Source organism: Erwinia sp. PsM31 (assembly GCF_030433775.1).
Taxonomy (GTDB): Bacteria; Pseudomonadota; Gammaproteobacteria; order Enterobacterales; family Enterobacteriaceae; genus Erwinia; species Erwinia aeris.
The window spans coordinates 80,332-98,363 of sequence record NZ_JARUWZ010000015.1 but is presented as its reverse complement, the minus strand read 5'-3'; the positions used below and the strand labels follow the sequence as shown (position 1 = coordinate 98,363).

Sequence of the window (18,032 nt, the reverse complement as noted above, 5' to 3'; positions counted from 1 at the left end):
ATGCGTGAAATGCGTGAAATGCGTGAAATGCGTGAAATGCGTGAAATGCGTGAAAATATGCCGACATCCTGCGATGTCGGCAAGTGGCTTTTAGTGAAAAGCGTTGTTCAGCAGAATAGAGGTAATGACGCCTGTCGCAGCGGCAATCAGCACATAGTTACCGTCGATAGAGGCCCAGCGCTCGCCGCGCGGTGGCTCGTGCAGGCCGCGAGCATGCCAGTCGTTTACCCGGTAATCGTTACCCCGGAAGCGAGGCGGCAACGGCTGGCCGCGATGGAATTCATGCCCCTGCCAGGCAAAACGGTCGCGCTCTTCAAAATGGCGATCGGGGCCATGACCTCTGTGACTATCGAAATCGGGGCCGCGATCCGGGCCACGTCCAGGCCTGTCACGATCGCCCGGGCCGCCGTGTCCTTCATGTCCGCCCTGATGATGCCACGCCTGTCCCGGAGGGCCGTCGGCCTGCGTAACGGTTGAAAAGAGCGAGCTTGCTGAAAATACGGCAATCAACAGCGCCAGGGTCGTTTTTTTCATGGTTATATCCTCGATTTGCTCACGGCTTTTGTCGCACCGTCGAACGACACTATCGTCTAACCCTGGCCTTAAAAATATCGCTAACTGTCTTAAAACCTCTTTAATTACCGTACTTTACCTCGCCCTGACCCTTTCTTAACACTGTGAATGAATTGTGGATCCGCTGCCCGGCAATAATTTGCGTTAAGTCAGGCGGCGCGGTGATTTTCGGCCAGAAATTCGCCGACTTCGTCTGCCTGCACGATAAACGCATTCAGCGCTGCGCTAAAGCCTGTGGCATCCAGAGAGGCCAGCGGCTGTTGGCTGCAAAGCCGCAGAACGTCGTCGCCATCCATCGCCAGCCAGCAGCCGCGCATCGCATTCATCTCAAAATTCAGCGCCAATAGCGTGCGCAAGTGACTTTCCGCAGCGCTTTGCAGATCCTCCAGCCTGCGGTGGAAAATCACGCAGTCGCTGTCCGGCGGCAGTTCGATAATGGCAACCTCGTGCCGGTTGCGCATCAGCGCGCACACGCCGTTTTTCAGGCTCAGGCTAAGATTGAGGCGGCGGCCATACCCGGCCAGGAAGTGATTAAGCTGCTCTGTTGCGTTCATGCCTGTCTCCGTTAGCTTTTAAGCACAAAGTGTTGTTCCTGCCCCTGGCGCAGCGCGCCGGCAAGTTCCGTCGTGGCTTTGGCGATACGCCCTTCCAGCGCATAATTGACCGGTTTATCCTGATCTTCGCCGTAGCTGAAGTTGATTTTCCCCAGGTTACGCTTCATGGAAACCGAAGCGCTGTTGGCGCCGCCAAGCAGAAAAGCGGGCGTGGCGAAGCCGTCCGTTTTTACCTGCGACTTGGTGAAGGCGATGGATTTAAGCCGCAGATTATCGCGGTTGGTCAGCTCGGCCTGCATCTCTTCCGGGCTGTTGCCCTGCTCCAACCAGCGCTGCTCTAATCTCTCCCGTACCTCGTCCTTCAGCTCCAGCGTGACGGTCGCCTCGGTGCTGACGTTGTCCTGTAGCGCTGCAATCAGGGTTTGCAGCTGGTGGTCGTCCTTCATCAGCTCGCGCATTTTGTTGGCGTTGCTGGCATTCAGGCTGCCGTCGAGCAGATGCGAAAGCTGATGCCACAGCCCGTTGCTGTCGACCTTGCTCAGGTTGGCGTAGGTTGTCTGATATTCGCCGCCCTGCAACAGTTTTTGCCCCCGCTCCGCCGCGCTTTGCTGACGCAGATGCTTATCAAGATCGCGCAGCGCGGCCTGCTGTTCGTTGCTTTTTTCGCGGAGATCGCGCGGCGAGAAATGCGCGTCCAGCTTATCCAGCTTCTGCCTGGGCGTCAGCGGCGTTTCATCGTCTTTATCCTTCAGCGACGCGATAAGCGCCGCCGTAGCCGGATCGCTGAATTTTTTCCCCAGCGTTTCGGTCAGCTTGTCGATATGCACTTCTGCCAGCGGCCGGGCCGTTTTGGTTTCTATCGCCAGGCTCTGCTTTGTCCTGTTATCTATCGAAAGCTGCACGCTGGCGGCCGGCCCGGCGAACATCGGCGTCCGTCCCGTTTCGCCCTTAATCAGCACGCCGGTCGGCAACGCAAAGTTCACGCCCACGCTGGCTTTGTTCAGACCGCGCGGACGGTTATTGCTGCGGCTGATGGCGCTGCTGCTTTCTTTGGTGGTGGCGCCTCTTTCCCGTGTGCCGGAAAGCACGTTAACGCCTGCATAAGCGCCGCCGCCCACGCGGAAGCTGGCAGGCGTATCCTTTTCATGTTTGTTGGTCAACGGCACGCCCGCCGAAGCCAGCGCGGCGGCATTCGCGTCCAGGCTGACGTTCAGCACCTCGCCATGCTTCACGCTGTGATTTATTCCACGGTTGAGCAGCGCCAGCGGATCGAGCGTGCCCTGCGTCAGCCCTTCGATAAAAGCGGGCAGTTCCGCTTCGGTAATCTCGAAGCTGACGCTGTTTTGCTTTTTTAGATCCAGCGGCGTGACAGAGAAGACCCCGCCCAGCCGAACGGCAGGCGCCAGATTGCGCTGCTGATCGACGGCGACATCGTGCGCCGGATCTTTCATATAGCCGGTCAGCAGGTTGTAGCCCAGGCCGGTAAAGGCGGTTAACGCGCCGCCGCCGTCGCGCCCGAAGCTGACGGTCACGCCGCCTTCGCCTCGCGTCAGGCTCATGCTGTAGCCGCGATCCAGACTGCCTCTGCCGCCTACGCCCGCAATGACCTGTGAACCCGGCAGCGCGCTGATGGTGGTTGTTGCGCCGTAAGCCCGGCTGAAAGAGAGGCTTTCGCCCTTATCCATGTCCAGCACCGTGGTTTCCAGCCTGCGGGCAAGCAGCTGCTGATCCTCGGCCTGCATCACGGTGCGGGTGGTGACGTTCATCGCGTGGTTCGTTTTGCTGAACGCTTTGGTCATGGATTTGATGGCGTCGTAGTTGGCCTCCAGCCTGTCGTTCCCGGTAAATCCCTGGCCGGTGAGCTGTTTAAGCGGATTATTTTCCCACTCGTCATCCCGCAGCTCGCGGAACTCTCTCCCCAGCGCCTGCAACGCTTTTTCACGGGGTTCTCCCTGTAAATCCAGCGCGCGCGTCAGGCGCGTCGTTAAATCGTGCATTTTGACGTTGGTCAGGCCGTCGAGGATCAGGCGGGATTTCGTCAGCCCCATCGGATCGTGCTTGTCGCGATTTATCCCTGCCGGGATCGCCTCCGTGGGCTTTTGCCAGGAAAGCGTGACGTTGCTCTCGCGCATCGCCGCCAGGGAGAGCTGCGCGTGATTGCCTTTACCGCTGGGATGCAAGGCGTAAAGCTGCTGCAGCTTGTTCAACAGATCGTCGCCCTGGCTGCTGGCCGGATTCAGGCTGCCGGTCAGCTTATCAAGCTGCCTGCCTGCGCCGCTCTGCGTGCCATAATGCTGCTGAAGCAGACCGGCCTGATGCGCGGCGCTGTCTGACAGCACCGTATTGAATTTTTGCATTTCGCCGAACCAGCCGGGCAAATCTTCCCGCGCGGCCAGCGTTTTCAGCTTCAGGCTGAGCGGCTCTTCCGCCCTGCCTTTTGGCTGACGTTTAAGATGCTGCGTCAGCGCCGCTATCTGCTGCGACTGCTGCTGATAGATCGCCGTCAGGCCCTGACGACCGCCGTGCGCGTGCTGCACAAGATTGCCCAGGTTTTTTAGCGGGCGCGGCGTCTCCAGCGTGGGACGGAATACAAAGGTGCTGAGCCGCGTGCGGAAAGGCGTATGGACTTTGTGTCCGTCGTGACCGGACTGCCCGAAGGTGTTGACCTCGCGCTTGTAGGTAAGACCGGTTTTACTCAATTTGGCATCGCGCGTGGCGGCGCTCAGTCGTTCAAAATGCCGATCGGCCTGATTTTCCGTATCGTGCACGCCCGCAGAAATATCGGCGGAAACCGGATGCCAGTCGTGCTCGTCTCGCGTCAGTACCTGTTTATTATCCCTCTCCAGCAGCAGCGTGCCTTTCTGGTTGCCATAAAATTTAACCGGCAGCGCCTCGGCGGCTTCGCCAAGTTCATCTTTCAGCGGCGCAGGCAGCCGCTCCGCCTGCATGTCGGTAACTTTTCCTTGCTGCCAGCTCTCGGCAGGCAGGCTGAAAACTTTGCCTTTATCGCTCAATATAAACAGGCGGTTTTCCGGGCCAAGCACTATGTCTTTGGCTTTATGCTCAAGCCGATCCTCAGGAAGACGGCTCAGTACCGCACCGGCCTGATTCATCGCCTGGCTCAGCGCCTGACGCGAAAGCGTCTGCGGCAGCCGCTTGTTACGGCGGCTTTCCGTATCAACGTGATGAAAATGGATATCGCCCTGCTCTTCCAGCGTGACGAAACGCCCGTCGTCCAGCGCGCTGGCCGCGACGGTTTTCTGTTTTTTATCCAGACCGGGCATCGCCAGCTCTTCACTGACGCTTTTTTTCACCTGGTGCAGCGCAAAGGTATTCTGCTGAAAATTGATTTTGTTGCTGGCTACGTTGACCTTCAGCCTTTTCAGCTGGTTATCTTTCAGCGCCCAGGCCTGGCCGTCCTGCCCGGCGCGCAGCTGGTCGGCTTTGACCTCTGTCGCTTCCCAGCTGCTGGTTAGCTCGTTAAAGAAGCGCACCTTGCCGTCGTGCAGCGCCAGCTTGCCGTTGGCGCCAATGGAAACGATATCGGTACGGGCCGGCGTGGGTTTTGGCAGGCCTTTCTGGTAATCCATCACCAGGCTGTCGCTGAGGTTCCAGCCGGAGGCCATCTGCGGCCTGTCTGCATGAGGGTTCAGCGCGATAGCGTGCTGCCTGTCCATGCTGTCTTTTACCACCGCATGCAGCTGGCCGTTTTCGCCGCACAGCAGGCTCTGTACGTGAAAGCGGTCGCCGATAGCGTCGGCGATTTGCTGATGCAGCGCGTCGCGCAGGCTCAGGCTTTGCGCGTCGCCAAAATTAAGCTCGTTCGCCTCGCCGGGGCGATTCGCCACCAGCAGACGGCCCTGATGATCGGCGGCGATAACCAGGCTGTCGGTCTGCGCTACCGCCGCCAGCGAAGTTTTAGCCGGTATTGGCTGTAGCGTACGGTGTTGCGCTTCCGGGCTGTCGATGCGCGGCAGCAGCTTAATGCTTTGCTGCTTGCTCTCTTCGCTGGCAAGCAGCACGATTGCCTGACCATCCGCCGCCACAGAGGCGCCGCTGATTTTATCGGCAAAGCGCGCGCTCTGCGTTTGCGTCGATAAATGATGCAGATGGCGATCGTCATGGATCAGATAGAGCGAGTTGTCGCCCTGACGTGACAGCTTCGACTGGTCTTTGTCGTCGCCGAAAAGGTCGACCTTCTGCCAGCCTTCTTCATGCGAAGCCAGCTGATAAAGTTTGTTGTCGCTGAGGCAAAATGCGCGGCCCCCGTCGGGCGTCGCCTGATGATGCACGCCGGTAAGCTGGCTGAGTACGGCGGCATCCGGCAGCTTTACCTCGGCTGCTCGTCCGCCGGGCGCATCGCTACGGCGAATTTGCACGCTGCCGCCGTCCTCGCTGAACGTCAGCTGGTGGTCAACGACCTCTGCCGCTTTACGCCGGGGAAATGCGCTGCCCGGCGTCTCTTCTCTTGCCCAGGCCGGTTTGCTGTGGGCCACGCCGACCAGCGTATCCCGCGATGAGTGCAGCGACAGCAGTTTACCTTCGTCGCTCAGCAACGCGTGCTGCTGGCCGTTTTTATTGGCCGCCACGCTTTGATAGTGCATTTTGGGATGGCCAACGGTCTGCTTAAGCAGCGCGCGCTGAGCGTCACGGCCCGCTGGCGCGGCGATAGCGGCGTTGCGCTTTGCGGTCAGCTGCACGCCCAGCGAGCCTTTCTCCTCCGGCTGATGCGCCAGCCGGTCGGCCAGCGTTGTCATAATCTCCTGCTCCAGCGCGCCTTCGGCTATAGAGGGAATGGCAACGTCCAGCTGGTTTAGCGGGCGCAGCGGATGGCTTTCCGGGTTGGCTATCGTCGCGCGGGCGTGGTTTTTCTTAAACAGCGGAAGATGGCTAAAGGCACGAAAACGTCCCTGGCCGGGCGCACGCGCCGCGCTGCCCTGCTGCAAACCCGCGGTGTCTGGCGGCTCGCTGCTCTGTAGTGTGCCGCCACCGCGTTGGCTGGGCGAAGCGTCCTGCTGCCGGAGCATGTCATGACGGGTTTGCGATGAAGTGGTGCGCTGTGCGCTGCTTGATGCTGATGCGAAAGCGGTTCTGATCCCCGATAGCACGGTATATCTCCTTAGCCGGAACGTCTGATTAGCCGGAACGTCTGATACCTGAGCTAAGTGGCGGAAAATACAGTGGAGTTCCGCTGTCACTGATTATTCATATTGATAAGCGATGCAAACGACGCAGCCTGGCGATCCTTGATAACCGTTTGATATATAGGTTAAAGGCGTAAAGCTGGCTAAATACACAGAAGTGGCCCGCATAACGTTGGATTTTTTTCTGATATAACGGGAAAGGCGGTTCAGGCATAAAAAAGGAGAGGCGTTGCGCCTCTCCTGTTACCGCTAGTGCTTCAACGTTTCGCGCACTTTTTTCACGTCGTCGGCTTTCACCGCAGCGGCTTTATTGCTCCAGCCCTGACGGATAAAGGTAGCCAGCTGCGCGACCTCCTCGTCGTTCAGGCGGGCAGCAAAGCCCGGCATCGCCAGCGTGGAAGGCGCTTTCGCCGTTGAAGGCTGCTGTGCGCCGGCCAGAATGGTATGGATAAGCCCCGTCGGATCGCCTGCGTTAACGATAGTGGCCTGATCCAGCTGCGGGAAGACGCCAGGCGCGCCCTTGCCCGTCACAAAATGGCAGGCGCCGCAGTTATCCAGATAGAGACGCTCGCCGGTGGTCAGGTTTTTGGCCGCCGTCAGCTTAGCCTCCGTCGCGCTGGCCGCTTTGTCGTCACCGGCAGGCAGTGAAGGATTGCCGCCCAGGAACTTCAGATAGGCCGTGATCGCTTTCAGATCTGCCTCGCTCATATAAGAGGTGCTGTGCTCCACCACCGAGGTCATCTCGCCGCCTACCGCTGCCTTATCGTTGCGGCCCGTCGCCAGGTAATCGATGGTTTCCTGCTCCGTCCAGCGCGGTAAGCCGCGCAGCGAAGGCACTTCCCAGTCGTTCAGGCTGCCGCCGGCAAGGAAATCCTTGTCGCCGCTGTCGAGCGCCTTTTCGTTCATGCCCAGTCCGCGAGGCGTGTGGCAGCTGCCGCAGTGGCCCAGGCTTTCGACGATATAGGCGCCGCGATTAACCTCGGCCGAAGCGCCGCCAATCGGCCGGAAAGGCTTATCGGAAGCAAAGGCCCAGTTCCAGAAGCGCATGCCCCAACGCTGGCTGAACGGAAAGCTCAGATCGGTTTCCGGCGGCTGTTCCGCGCTCGGCTTCACGCCCTGCATAAAATAGACGTAAAGCGCGTGCATATCCTCGTCGCTGATTTTAGCGTAATCAGGATAAGGCATAGCCGGATACAGCCGCTTGCCGTCAGGCAGCACGCCTTTACGTACCGCGTCGGAAAACTGCTGTTCGCTGTAATTACCGATGCCATGCTCTTTATCCGGCGTGATATTGGTCGAATAAATGGTGCCCAGGTTTGACTCGATCGCCAGGCCGCCGGAAAAAGCCGGTTTGCCGGGCAGCGAGTGGCAGGCGCTGCAGTCGCCCAGGCGTGAAAGATACTCGCCCTGTTTAATCAGTTCGCCGTTGTCTGCCGGAGCCGCCAGCGCTGAACCTGCACTGAGCAGCACGGCATTGGCGAGTAAAAAATGTTTAATCTTCATCGTCGCTTACGCCTGTACCATTGGACCGGGATTTTTCAGATAGATATCTTTGATTGCCTGCGCCGCCATCAGCGTCAGCGCGCCGATGGTATCGGTCGGGTTCGCCTGGAAGTTTTGCGGGAAAGCGTTGCCGCCCGGCACAAAGACGTTATGCACATCCCAGCTTTGCAGATACTTGTTCAGCGCCGAGGTTTTAGGGTTATCGCCCATTACTGCACCGCCCACGTTATGGGTCGAGACGTATTTGGTCAGGTCAAAATGCGCGTCCATCGGCAGGAAGCTTTCGCTGTAGCTGTCCGGGTTCAGCTCTTTGGTGATGTTGCTGACCACGCCTTTCAGATACTGCTGCAGCTTCAGCTCGTTCTGTTTCCAGTCGAAGGTCATACGCAGCAGCGGATAGCCGTATTCATCCTTGTAGTTCGGATCCAGATCGAGATAGATATCGCGATAGGACTGGCAGGTGGTGGTAATGCTGATTTTCATCGAATGGCCGTACCACTCTTCCAGCCCCTCTTTCCAGCCGGTTCCCCACGACGGCGTGCCTTTTGGCAGCGCGGTGCTGATTGGCGTGCCGGTAGCCTGCGAACTGTGAATTTTCGCGCCGCCGATAAAGCCCAGCGACGGGCCGTCAAAGTTGCCCGGCGAAATATCGTTAATCATCTGGCCGGTAGCGCCAGCCGTAGCGAACGGATTAAAGTTTTTGTCTTTGAAGAACAGCGTGGCGCCGCCGTTGCTCAGGAAAGCGTAGTTACGACCAATCACGCCCTCTTCGGTGATAGGGTTGTAAGGTTGACCGATGCCGGACAGCAGCATCAGGCGAACGTTACAGAACTGGAAGCTGCTCAATACCACGATTTTCGCGGGCTGGAAGCACTCGTTGCCCTGCGCATCGATATAAATCACGCCCTTAGCCGTTTTCTTATCGTCATGCAGCACCACTTTCATCACGTTGGCGTGCACTTCATAAGAGAAGTTATCCATACGCTTAAGCGCATCCATAACGGCGGTCTGCGGCGAGGCTTTGGAGTAGTTCAGGCACGGATATTTACTGCAGTAGCCGCAGTAGTTACAGGGCGCGATCTGGTTGCCGTAAGGGTTAGTCCATGCACGGGAAACGCAGGCGGACGGATTCGGGAACGGATGATAGCCGAGCTTTTTCGCCGCTTTCGCAAACATGCTGGTATTAAGCGTATCTTCCAGAGGCGGCAGCGGGTAAGGCTCTGAGCGCGGCCCTTCAAACGGGTCGCCGCCTTCCAGGATCTGCCCGCGCAGGTTGCCGGTATTGCCGGACTGGCCGCAGATATTTTCAAATTTGGTGTAATACGGCTCGATTTCATCCCACGTGAACGGGAAGTCCATGATGCGCATATCTTCCTGCAGGATGCCTGGCTTGTAGGCCTGATCCGCATAGGTTTTCAGCTTCAGATCGGTTGGCGTTGGACGGATCAGCACCGCCGTCCAGTGCAGGCCGGAACCGCCCACGCCCGTACCTGGCGCAAAAGCGCCCCATTTACGCGTCGGCAGCGCCGTCTGGCTCATGTTGTAACGCACGGTCACCGCCGCTTCCGCCGGGGTCGCCATCACTTTATTACGTACGGCGTAGGCGTATTCATCGGCCGGTTTAGGATAGGCGAACTCTTCATATCCCCGATCGCCGCCGCGTTCCAGCGCGCGCACTTTTAATCCGGCCATCGCCAGCTCGATGCTCATCAGCGAGCCAGCCCAGCCCAGGCCGACGACTACAACGTCGACTTCTTCTTTATTGATTGTTGCCATTTTTAATCCTGCCAGTCTGTAATCAGAGAAAAACTCAGGCTCGCTCGCCTTTAATGCTTATCGGGCCCAGCGGATACGGCACGTTGTGCTGCTTCACCCATTCCATATAGCTGGCGCGCGCGCCGGGGAAGCCGATGGCAATCCAGGCTTTCATCCCTTTATTGCCGCCATACATCGGATCGGAGAGGTAGCCATGCTTGGTATTGGAGAGTAATTCGCTGAAGAATTGCGATCCCTGCAGGGCGCTTTCGCCCAGGTCGGCAAAGACGATCTGGTTTTTCTGCACCTGAGTCAGTACGGCTTCACGATCGGCTATTTCCAGCTCGTGGAACGCCTTCTGATGCTGCTGCTGGCACCAGCTGTTGACCAGCCGAATACCGGTTTGCAGGATTTGCTGCGGACGGAACGGGATTTGATACCCCATGGTGGCCGGCGCATGAGGGTTGAACGGCCCCTGCATATAGATTTCGCTGCCCATATCGCCATGCATTTGCTGATCGATAAAAATCGGCACGTTGGTTTCCAGCGCGCCTGGCGCCTTGCCTTTGCCACCGGCCGGGATCAGGCGATCGCAGGCGGCCATCACGAATTGCCATTCGTCGGCAGAAAAAAAGATGGGTTTATAATCGAGCAGCTCGGGTGCGGCCATTTCAGCAGCCTGCGCCGCCGTTAATCCTTTAAAGACCAGCTCGCCGAGCGGTAATGCTAACAGCGACCCCAGTAAAAACTTGCGCCGGGTAGTTTCTTTTTGTAGCAACATAACATTACGACTCTCACATGATAATAAAATGTAATTTGAGTTAATAGATTTTGTTATCGACCAGAAAAAAAGTAATGTTATGGATAAAATTATTTCTAAATGTAAAAATTAAACTCTAATTATTTTTAGTTAAGCTTTATAACTTTGTTATAAAACTGCAATAGAATTGATACCCGAGTGTTGTGTACAAAAAAAGCGCTTCGCCATTACTTTCCTGCCCGATTAAGGCACTATTTCCTTATAACCGCTTAAAAATAATTCAGATAAGTGATAATGCCCACACTGAACAGACGGAAAAAATTATTCAGTGGTGATGAGAATGAGAATGAATCGATACCACGTTATTGCTTCCGTTCTCCACAGTATTGCTATCGGGTGCGAACCGGGCGTTATAGCGCAGGCGAAATGCGTGCATTTCCTGCGCGTCCGGCTCCAGCTCGCGTAAAAATTTCAGCGCCAGCCGAACGTGTTCACTGGAAAGCTCGGTCGGCAGCCAGGCTTCGCGCAGTACGCCACGCCAGAAAGCGATATTTTCTTCCGATTCATCCACCAGGCAAAGCTGCCAGATTAGCAGCACGCTTGCCGCATTGCTTAAATGCGCCTCGTTATCGCGAGAAAGATAGGCAACAAACTCTTCTCCGGCCGTTCGCCCCATCAGGCTGAGCAATGATTCAACGTAGACCGGATCGATATTCAGCCGCTTCGTCAGCGCGCTGGTCGCGCGGCGGGATCGTGAATTCAGCACGCGAAAGCCAATAATAAAAACCACCACCAAAGTCAGAAGCATCAGCCAGATCATTTTTTTACCGGGAATTGCGGGCACAGGGGGCGTCAGAGTAACAGCAGCAATGTGGCGAGGCAACCGCGTAGAAAAGCTGCCCGCAGGCAGCTTAAGCGCTACTTTTGCCAGCTGGCGCGATGGTCGACGCAGGCCGCGACCGCCAGCCTTAACGCCGCTTCGGGCGTTTCCTCCGCCAGCGGCACGCTCAGCTCGTCTACTTTCGTCCAGACGGCCCAGGACAGCTGCCCGATTTGGTGCTGCAATGAGATATGCACCAGAACCAGCGCGGCGCGTCCGGTTTGATCGGCCAGAATAGCGTATTTGAGAAATTCGCCCTGTTCGTCATTAAGATAAAGAACTTTTATTTGTTCCAGCATTGTCATCCTGATCTCCTTATGGTCTGACAGCGGCTGAATAATAAATGACTTCCCCTTCTTTACCTATAGATAACGTTCTGGCGCATCGTCAGGCATTTACTGACATTAATATGAACTTTAAAGAAGCAGTATTTTTTTATTTCGCCTTATCAGCACATCATTGTTATCAGGCGGCCTGTTAACCGCCGATAATAACAAATCAGTTACCGGCTTCTTCCAGCACTTTGTGGATCACGGCGGAAAGCTCGTTGATCTCAAATTTAGCCACGTAGCCGTTGGCGCCGACTTTACGCACGTGGTCTTCGTTAGCGCTGCCCGAAAGCGAAGAGTGGATCACTACCGGGATATTTTTCAGGCCCAGATCGCTCTTGATATTGCGCGTTAAGGTAAAACCGTCCATTTCCGGCATTTCAAGGTCGGTTAATACCATCGCGATTTTGTCGTGAATGGAAACGCCTTCCGTCATCGCCTGCTGCGCCATCAGCTTGATTTTTTCCCAGGCTTCGAGGCCCGTGGTGTGCATAACGGCAGGGATGCCCATCACTTTCAGACCCTGCTCCAGCATCTGGCGCGCGACCTTAGAGTCTTCCGCTACGATAGCGACCGATCCGGGCCTGATATTAAACTCTTTCACCTTAACGTCTTCTGCTTTTACGTCCCGCACGGAAGGAATAACGTCATGCAGGATCTGCTCTACGTCCAGCACCATCGCCATGCTGTTGGTTTTGTCATCCAGGCAGGCAATGCTGGTGATATTGCGGCTGCTGATACCGGATTCCGCCGTATGGATCTGGCTCCAGTTGAGGCGTACGATATCGTCCACGGATTCCACGGCGAAAGCCTGCGTGCTGCGGGCATATTCGGTAACCAGCAGCAGGTTTAAGCCTGTTTCCGGCGTGCAGCCTGCAACGGCCGGCAGATCGATAACCGGGATAAACTGGCCGCGAATGTTCGCCATGCCCAGCAGAGGTGATTTCATACCCGCCGCTTTGGTAATAGTCGGCATAGGGACGATTTCGCGCAGCTTAAACACGTTAATACCGAAAAGTTCTGATTTCGCATCGTTCTGATCTGAGCCTAAACGGAATAACAGAAGCTCAAACTTGTTGGATAAGGCGAGATTCGCTCTCTCATCAATCTCTTTCTGGAAATTATCCATTACTACCTCTGGGTTGCCTGACTGTTTGTACGCTGGTAAGCGGCGCACAACGGCACGCGGCTTATCACTCTGTGAGTGTTATCGGCACCGGTGAAGAAAAGTACAGGGCAACAAAGAAAGGGTGAACCGAATTAATTACTAAGCGTTAAAGCCAGACAGCCGCAGCGCAGGGAATCAACGCTGGGCCTTACCGGCTCACGGGTTGACTGACTGAACGACTGACAATAACTGCTGACAATGACTGAATGAATGACGGCGGCTGGCCGAGTGATTCTGTGTCGTGACGATTATGTATAAGGTACTGGCTTGATAACGTCTTTAACTAACGGTTAGTTCGACAGCAGTCCGGGCCGTTTTTTAACGCATTGTATTTTCTGAAGGCGGCTGGCGGCTTATGGTATTTTTTAGCAAAAATGCGGGTAAAGGTCTGCTGAGATTCATAGCCGTATTTTTGTGAGATAGTCATCACCGTTTCGGTGGTTTTGATTAAGTCCCCTGCCGCCAGCGCCAGTTTGGTGTCGCGAATGTAGTTGCCCAGATTTTTGCCCATCACGCGCTGAAACATCCTCTGCAAATGCCATTTTGAATAGCCTGCCTTTTCCGCCACGTCGTCGATTTTTAACGGCCGATGGATGTTGGCGTCTATCCAGGCCGCCAGCTCATAAATGATGATCTGCTCTCGCTGCATTGTCTTTTCTCTTCTGCCGCTATCGTCTTTAGCATGTTGTAATTAAATAGAGCTATATGCCGGTTTTAGCTTGTTCAGGGCTTATATAGCCATAACGTGAGGAAGCATAGCAGCTAAGGTTCGGGACATTTATAGGCCATATGGAGTTAAAGCTATGAATGCTGCTCATTAATCGGCAGATTGCTGATGGTGGCTATGTTTCCCCTGCCGCCGATAAACAATTTGCCTCAGCCATTTTCTTTCCCGCCTGCCACTTAGCACACGCCCTGCTTACCCAATATTTCTGAGTACGGTTCATTTTGACAGGGTAAAAAATGCCGCTACAGCGTTAAGTGCTTTTGCCGCTGGCCGATGCCGCTTTGCTTATCGTCAAAACAGCGTTATAAATATTGCTACCTTGAGCGGCCTGATAAATAGCTGCCAGCATACTCATCTCAGGAGCTTCCGTGCCTTATTTAATACTCGGTTTCCCTTTCTGGCTGTTGGGCTGGTATTAGTTTATTCAGGCCGGAGGAAAAAAGAGAAAAATTACTTTTTTCCCGCTTTTGTGATGCCGATCGCCGCTTTTGTCAATATCGTTATCGGGCTGGGTATGGGCTAAAGGACTGCTTGTGCAAAGAAAAGGAGAATTCGATGCAAATTATCTATCCCAGCGAGTTATTTCAACCAAAACGTCCTGATGAAGCCTTTGCGCAAGAGTATTATTGCGCGCGTGAAAAAGGTCTGCATTGCCTGCTGTTGTCGTCAGATGCGGCGGCTATGGGCGATTATCGTTTTTCCTCGCCTTTTCTGTCCGACCACGTGATTTGGCGCGGCTGGATGATGTCGGCACTGGAATATCGGCAGCTGCATCATGCCGTAACCGTGCGTGGGGCCGCGATGATGACGTCGCCAGAAGACTATCTTCGCTGCCATCATTTGCCGGGCTGGTATAATCTTTGCCGCGATTTCACGCCGGAAACGAGAGTTGTTCATCCCGATGTAGATTTTGATGCCCTGCTGGCTGAGCTACAGTGGCCCGTCTGTTTTGTCAAAGACTACGTAAAATCTTTAACCACGTCCCGAGGATCGGTTGCGCATAACGCCAATGAGATCCGCGAGATTGTTCAGCTGCTGAAAAAATTTCGTGGCGAAATCGAAGGCGGTATTTGCCTGCGTCGTTTTGAATCTTTTAAACCTCACAGTGAAAAGCGCTATTTTGTGCTGAACAAACAGGTTTACGCCGCCGACGGCGATGTATCGACAAGCGTAAGAGAGATAGCCAGCCGGATAGACAGCTCGTTTTTTACGATAGATATGATTGAGAATACGCTCGGAGAACCACGGCTGGTGGAAATTGGCGACGGGCAGGTTTCAGATCTTAAGGGGTGGCCGGTCACGCGGTTTGTAGAGATGCTGGCGAAGCAGATGGAATAAATTTAATAATATAAGGATATAGAATTATGGCCTGGATCTACAATGTAATAACTAAAAAATTCTCCCGCAATGGCGACTATAAATTTAGCGCTGAGTATGCGGGATCGCCGGGTTACAAAGACAACCCTGATGATGAGTGCGTTAAGAATAAAGGGCTGCTGCCGCGCGGCAATTATCATATAACTGGCCCGATTGCAGTTCACCCTACGGCAGGAAGATATGTTATCAGGCTTACGCCACACAGCGGGAACAGCATGTGCGGGCGTGAGGGGTTTTTTATTCATGGTGGTAATGGCAGAGGAACCGCATCCAATGGCTGTATTATTTTGATGCGGGGATACAGGGAAAAGATAATAGAAAGCGGCGATAAGGAGCTGATTGTACAATGAAAAAATTCACAACCGCTCTTCTTATATTGCTGCTCAGCGCTTGCGCATTAAATAGCTCAGAGGATAAGCTTTACAGAAAGGTGTTAATGGCCATTAATGAGCAGAAAACCGAAAAATTCTCTGATACGGATTACGAGAACATATTAGAGTACTTATCTAAAGGACAGGATCGCTGGATAAATCTTTACCCTGCGCTCGACAAAGAACCCTTTTTAAGCATCACTTATTTTCAGGAAGGATTACATATTTCGATGGCTGAAGCATTGATAAACAATACCACAGGAACATTACAATATCTCAACAAAGACAATATCGAGCATATTTGCGGAATTCCCTTTATTGAACCAACAGTTGAAGAAATAGATGTATATTACATTAAAGCACGAGCGGCGCTGAAAGCAGCTTCTGCTAAAAGCGGTTGGAAGGAACTTTGTATTTTACAACTTGAAAATTCATACTCTGGATTTCAGAATATGGTTCGTCCTACAGAGGGCAAAGCATTTTGCTCAAAAGCCATTTTTTACAAATTTTGAAGCAACCATAACATTGACAGGAGAAAACAATGTTTAAATATAAAAGGATTGGAGCAATTTTAGTTTTTTTAATATCAGCATATTGCATATGGATTGCTGCAAGGCCAACCAAAATAGTCAGAGTAGATAATGGTGCTGTTTTTGTAGAGCACTTACCAATGACTACTGAAGGAAAAATAAAATGGTGGTTAAAAAACAGAGAATTACTTCAGAATAAATCTCAAATTATTAATACTCCTGATAACTTCACAGTTATCGTCATGAATTTCAATGGTTACGAGAAACTTCCCAAAGGCACCAGAGATGGTTCAATAGATGACTATACCTGCTTTGATGATACGAATGGCGAGCATAATAATTGTGTGTATAACAGCATAGCATTTGTTGTTAGAGGAAGCATAGATGGAAAAGCATTTATAAATATAGGTGATAAAACGTATATCCAGAGCTCTGATGGCAAGGTATCCTTAAAATAACAAAACAGGATACTTTGCATAAAAATACATTATAGTTTAGATAATCTACCTTAACAGTTGAATAGTATCGGATTCATTGAGCAAGTCTCAAATTGATGCTCCTCAGAACATTGTCGATGATCAAAGTTCTAACTTCTCCAGTGTGTACCTGAAGCTTCTCCCTGAACCTGGAGTCATTCAGGATCTGCTCAAACTCTAATTTAACCTCGTCATTAAACGTCTCAAACGATACCAGCCAATTCTGCTCGTCTTCCTTGAGCTTCCAGCTAATAATAGTACTCATCCAATAAAGTCCATTTCTGATTACCCATTCAGAAACCATTTTTCTATGTTTTTTTTCACAACATTACCATCCCGAAAGTAATGCGACAAAAAGGAGAAACTTAACTTACTAGTTTCAAATCATAAAATCGCTCAGTAAATTAAATTTAAACATCAAAAAAAAACAATCTGTTGTTAAATATAAGATTTCATATAAAAATTTGACGGTGGCTTTTATTGCCTATATTCGGATCCACTTTTATTAATATTTTTTTCGAAAGCCTCACAGAAAACAAAAATAAGATTATACAGTTTATTGTTTTGCGCGTAGATGTGCAACCGTGATACCCATTTAAGGTATGAGATGAGAAAATGATTAAGAGGAGTGATTTATTGACTGAAATTCAGCAAGAATATGTGCCTCCGGTCAAAAACACTGCATGGCGGGTGTAAATATCCCGCATAATCGAGCCATTCACATTTAGAGATCTTCCGGCATACTCATTTTGCCAACGAAGGAGATCGCTATGCGTAAAGCCCGTTTTACTGAGCATCAGATCATCACGGTGATTAAGTCAGTTGAAGCCGGACGAACTGTGAAAGATGTCTGCCGCGAGGCCGGGATCTCTGAAGCCACGTACTACAACTGGAAGTCTAAATACGATGGTATGGAAGCTTCTGATATTAAAAAGATAAAAGATCCTGAGGACGAGAACCGACGGCTCAGGCAGATGTTTGCCGACCTCAGTCTTGAGAATCGGGCGCTGAAAGACGTTATCGAAAAAAAAGCTTTAAAACAGCCTGTAAGCGTGAGCTGGTCACTCATCTGATAACGACGTTCGGACTCAGTATCCGTCAGGCCTGCCGGAGTCTGAACCTGAACAGAACGGTTTACCATTACCGCCCGGATACCACACGTGACGAACCCGTTATAGTCGCGTTGCAGGCCGTGGCCGAGCGATACCCACGATACGGTTTTCCGAAACTTTTCCAGGTTCTGAGACGGCAGGGACACCCGTGGAATCACAAAAGGATCCACCGTATTTACTTTCTGCTGAAGCTGAATTTTCGCCGTAAGGGCAAACAACGGTTGCCGGTGCGTAATCCCTCACCACTGGTCACGCCGGAAGCGCTGAACCAGAGCTGGCCTGTTGATTTTATGCATAATGCCCTGGTTTATGGCCGTCGTTTTCGCACGTTCAATGTCGTTGATGACTTTAACCGTGAGGCGTTGTCGATTGAAATCGATCTGAATCTGCCAGCTCAGCGAGTGGTCCGTGTACTCGACAGGATCGCGGCAAACCGTGGCTATCCGACCATGCTTCGTATGGATAACGGCCCGGAATTTATCTCCCTGGCACTGGCTGAATGGGCAGAGAAACATGCAGTAAAACTCGAGTTTATCCAGCCGGGTAAGCCGACGCAGAACGCTTTCATTGAGCGCTTTAACCGGACATACCGTACAGAAATACTCGATTTTTATCTGTTCAGAACGCTGAATGAAGTGCGGGAAATCACGGAAAAATGGTTGTCAGAATATAACTGCGAACGCCCGCATGAATCACTGAACAAGAAGACGCCGGAGGAATATCGACAACACCATTATTTGGCAGGGATCTCAAAAAGTGCCTGGAACTAAAAC

The 18,032-nt window shown here is 52.9% G+C and carries 16 protein-coding genes and 1 pseudogene; 6 read left to right on the top strand and 11 right to left on the bottom strand.

Annotated features, from left to right (window positions below; translation table 11 throughout):
* Positions 1-90: 90 nt before the first annotated feature.
* The 10 genes from QCD69_RS13530 to QCD69_RS13485 form a co-directional block, all read right to left on the bottom strand.
* Positions 91-534: an RcnB family protein gene (locus QCD69_RS13530; RefSeq protein WP_253454974.1), complete on the bottom strand. Its 444-nt coding sequence runs from the start codon at positions 532-534 to the stop codon at positions 91-93.
* Positions 535-722: 188 nt separating this feature from the next.
* A complete protein-coding gene (locus QCD69_RS13525) occupies positions 723-1,127 on the bottom strand; it encodes a type III secretion system chaperone (RefSeq protein ID WP_253454975.1) in 405 nt (134 codons plus the stop codon).
* An 11-nt stretch (positions 1,128-1,138) separates the two neighbouring features.
* The gene (locus QCD69_RS13520) at positions 1,139-6,235 is read right to left on the bottom strand and encodes an AvrE-family type 3 secretion system effector (RefSeq protein ID WP_301252402.1); all 5,097 of its coding nucleotides are present in this window, start codon (positions 6,233-6,235) and stop codon (positions 1,139-1,141) included.
* A gap of 285 nt (positions 6,236-6,520) precedes the next feature.
* On the bottom strand, positions 6,521-7,774 hold the full coding sequence (locus QCD69_RS13515; protein ID WP_253454977.1) for a c-type cytochrome: 1,254 nt from the start codon (positions 7,772-7,774) through the stop codon (positions 6,521-6,523).
* 6 nt (positions 7,775-7,780) lie between these two features.
* Positions 7,781-9,550 (bottom strand): GMC family oxidoreductase, encoded by a 1,770-nt coding sequence (locus QCD69_RS13510; RefSeq protein WP_125288500.1) that lies wholly within the window; start codon positions 9,548-9,550, stop codon positions 7,781-7,783.
* A 34-nt stretch (positions 9,551-9,584) separates the two neighbouring features.
* Entirely contained in the window at positions 9,585-10,310 is a 726-nt protein-coding gene (locus QCD69_RS13505; RefSeq protein WP_253454978.1) for a gluconate 2-dehydrogenase subunit 3 family protein, read from the bottom strand.
* A 304-nt stretch (positions 10,311-10,614) separates the two neighbouring features.
* The gene (locus QCD69_RS13500) at positions 10,615-11,109 is read right to left on the bottom strand and encodes a DUF1198 family protein (RefSeq protein WP_253454979.1); all 495 of its coding nucleotides are present in this window, start codon (positions 11,107-11,109) and stop codon (positions 10,615-10,617) included.
* Between the two features lie 98 nt (positions 11,110-11,207).
* On the bottom strand, positions 11,208-11,474 hold the full coding sequence (locus tag QCD69_RS13495) for a hypothetical protein (RefSeq protein ID WP_253454980.1): 267 nt from the start codon (positions 11,472-11,474) through the stop codon (positions 11,208-11,210).
* Between the two features lie 193 nt (positions 11,475-11,667).
* Positions 11,668-12,627 carry a chemotaxis protein gene (locus QCD69_RS13490; protein WP_301252398.1) on the bottom strand — a complete coding sequence of 320 codons (960 nt, stop codon included), beginning with the start codon at positions 12,625-12,627 and terminating at the stop codon, positions 11,668-11,670.
* 322 nt (positions 12,628-12,949) lie between these two features.
* Positions 12,950-13,315 carry a helix-turn-helix domain-containing protein gene (locus QCD69_RS13485; protein WP_253454982.1) on the bottom strand — a complete coding sequence of 122 codons (366 nt, stop codon included), beginning with the start codon at positions 13,313-13,315 and terminating at the stop codon, positions 12,950-12,952.
* A gap of 158 nt (positions 13,316-13,473) precedes the next feature.
* Between QCD69_RS13485 and QCD69_RS13480 the strand changes: the two genes are divergently transcribed.
* The 5 genes and pseudogenes from QCD69_RS13480 to QCD69_RS13460 all read left to right on the top strand — a co-directional run bounded on the left by QCD69_RS13480 (position 13,474) and on the right by QCD69_RS13460 (position 16,129).
* The gene (locus QCD69_RS13480; RefSeq protein ID WP_301252397.1) at positions 13,474-13,602 is read left to right on the top strand and encodes a hypothetical protein; all 129 of its coding nucleotides are present in this window, start codon (positions 13,474-13,476) and stop codon (positions 13,600-13,602) included.
* Between the two features lie 346 nt (positions 13,603-13,948).
* Positions 13,949-14,731 (top strand): ATP-grasp domain-containing protein, encoded by a 783-nt coding sequence (locus tag QCD69_RS13475; protein ID WP_301252396.1) that lies wholly within the window; start codon positions 13,949-13,951, stop codon positions 14,729-14,731.
* 26 nt (positions 14,732-14,757) lie between these two features.
* Entirely contained in the window at positions 14,758-15,120 is a 363-nt protein-coding gene (locus tag QCD69_RS13470; protein WP_301252394.1) for a tlde1 domain-containing protein, read from the top strand.
* Positions 15,121-15,585: 465 nt separating this feature from the next.
* Positions 15,586-15,690: pseudogene (locus QCD69_RS13465) on the top strand (DUF3289 family protein); the annotation flags it as partial.
* Positions 15,683-16,129 carry a DUF943 family protein gene (locus QCD69_RS13460; RefSeq protein WP_301252393.1) on the top strand — a complete coding sequence of 149 codons (447 nt, stop codon included), beginning with the start codon at positions 15,683-15,685 and terminating at the stop codon, positions 16,127-16,129. The pseudogene QCD69_RS13465 and the gene QCD69_RS13460, both read left to right, overlap by 8 nt.
* 73 nt (positions 16,130-16,202) lie before the next feature.
* Here the strand turns inward: QCD69_RS13460 and hxsD are convergent, their stop codons facing one another.
* The gene (hxsD, locus tag QCD69_RS13455; RefSeq protein ID WP_301252392.1) at positions 16,203-16,451 is read right to left on the bottom strand and encodes a His-Xaa-Ser system protein HxsD; all 249 of its coding nucleotides are present in this window, start codon (positions 16,449-16,451) and stop codon (positions 16,203-16,205) included.
* A gap of 466 nt (positions 16,452-16,917) precedes the next feature.
* Here hxsD and QCD69_RS13450 point away from each other — a divergent pair.
* Positions 16,918-18,029, top strand: a protein-coding gene (locus QCD69_RS13450) for an IS3 family transposase (RefSeq protein WP_301252390.1) whose coding sequence is annotated in 2 segments (ribosomal slippage) — positions 16,918-17,188 and positions 17,188-18,029 — 1,113 coding nt in all. Because the reading frame shifts where the segments join, the coding sequence is not laid out codon by codon here.
* Positions 18,030-18,032: the final 3 nt, after the last annotated feature.

Excerpts from the sequence above, each read along its gene's own strand:
- QCD69_RS13525 (WP_253454975.1), bottom strand. The coding sequence starts at position 1,127 with ATGAACGCAACAGAGCAGCTTAATCACTTCCTGGCCGGGTATGGCCGC.
- QCD69_RS13505 (WP_253454978.1), bottom strand. The coding sequence starts at position 10,310 with ATGTTGCTACAAAAAGAAACTACCCGGCGCAAGTTTTTACTGGGGTCG.
- QCD69_RS13485 (WP_253454982.1), bottom strand. The coding sequence starts at position 13,315 with ATGCAGCGAGAGCAGATCATCATTTATGAGCTGGCGGCCTGGATAGAC.
- QCD69_RS13470 (WP_301252394.1), top strand. The coding sequence starts at position 14,758 with ATGGCCTGGATCTACAATGTAATAACTAAAAAATTCTCCCGCAATGGC.
- QCD69_RS13480 (WP_301252397.1), top strand. The coding sequence starts at position 13,474 with ATGCTGCTCATTAATCGGCAGATTGCTGATGGTGGCTATGTTTCCCCT.
- QCD69_RS13460 (WP_301252393.1), top strand. The coding sequence starts at position 15,683 with ATGTTTAAATATAAAAGGATTGGAGCAATTTTAGTTTTTTTAATATCA.
- QCD69_RS13500 (WP_253454979.1), bottom strand. The coding sequence starts at position 11,109 with ATGATCTGGCTGATGCTTCTGACTTTGGTGGTGGTTTTTATTATTGGC.
- QCD69_RS13475 (WP_301252396.1), top strand. The coding sequence starts at position 13,949 with ATGCAAATTATCTATCCCAGCGAGTTATTTCAACCAAAACGTCCTGAT.
- QCD69_RS13515 (WP_253454977.1), bottom strand. The coding sequence starts at position 7,774 with ATGAAGATTAAACATTTTTTACTCGCCAATGCCGTGCTGCTCAGTGCA.
- hxsD (WP_301252392.1), bottom strand. The coding sequence starts at position 16,451 with ATGGTTTCTGAATGGGTAATCAGAAATGGACTTTATTGGATGAGTACT.
- QCD69_RS13530 (WP_253454974.1), bottom strand. The coding sequence starts at position 534 with ATGAAAAAAACGACCCTGGCGCTGTTGATTGCCGTATTTTCAGCAAGC.
- QCD69_RS13495 (WP_253454980.1), bottom strand. The coding sequence starts at position 11,474 with ATGACAATGCTGGAACAAATAAAAGTTCTTTATCTTAATGACGAACAG.
- QCD69_RS13490 (WP_301252398.1), bottom strand. The coding sequence starts at position 12,627 with ATGGATAATTTCCAGAAAGAGATTGATGAGAGAGCGAATCTCGCCTTA.
- QCD69_RS13510 (WP_125288500.1), bottom strand. The coding sequence starts at position 9,550 with ATGGCAACAATCAATAAAGAAGAAGTCGACGTTGTAGTCGTCGGCCTG.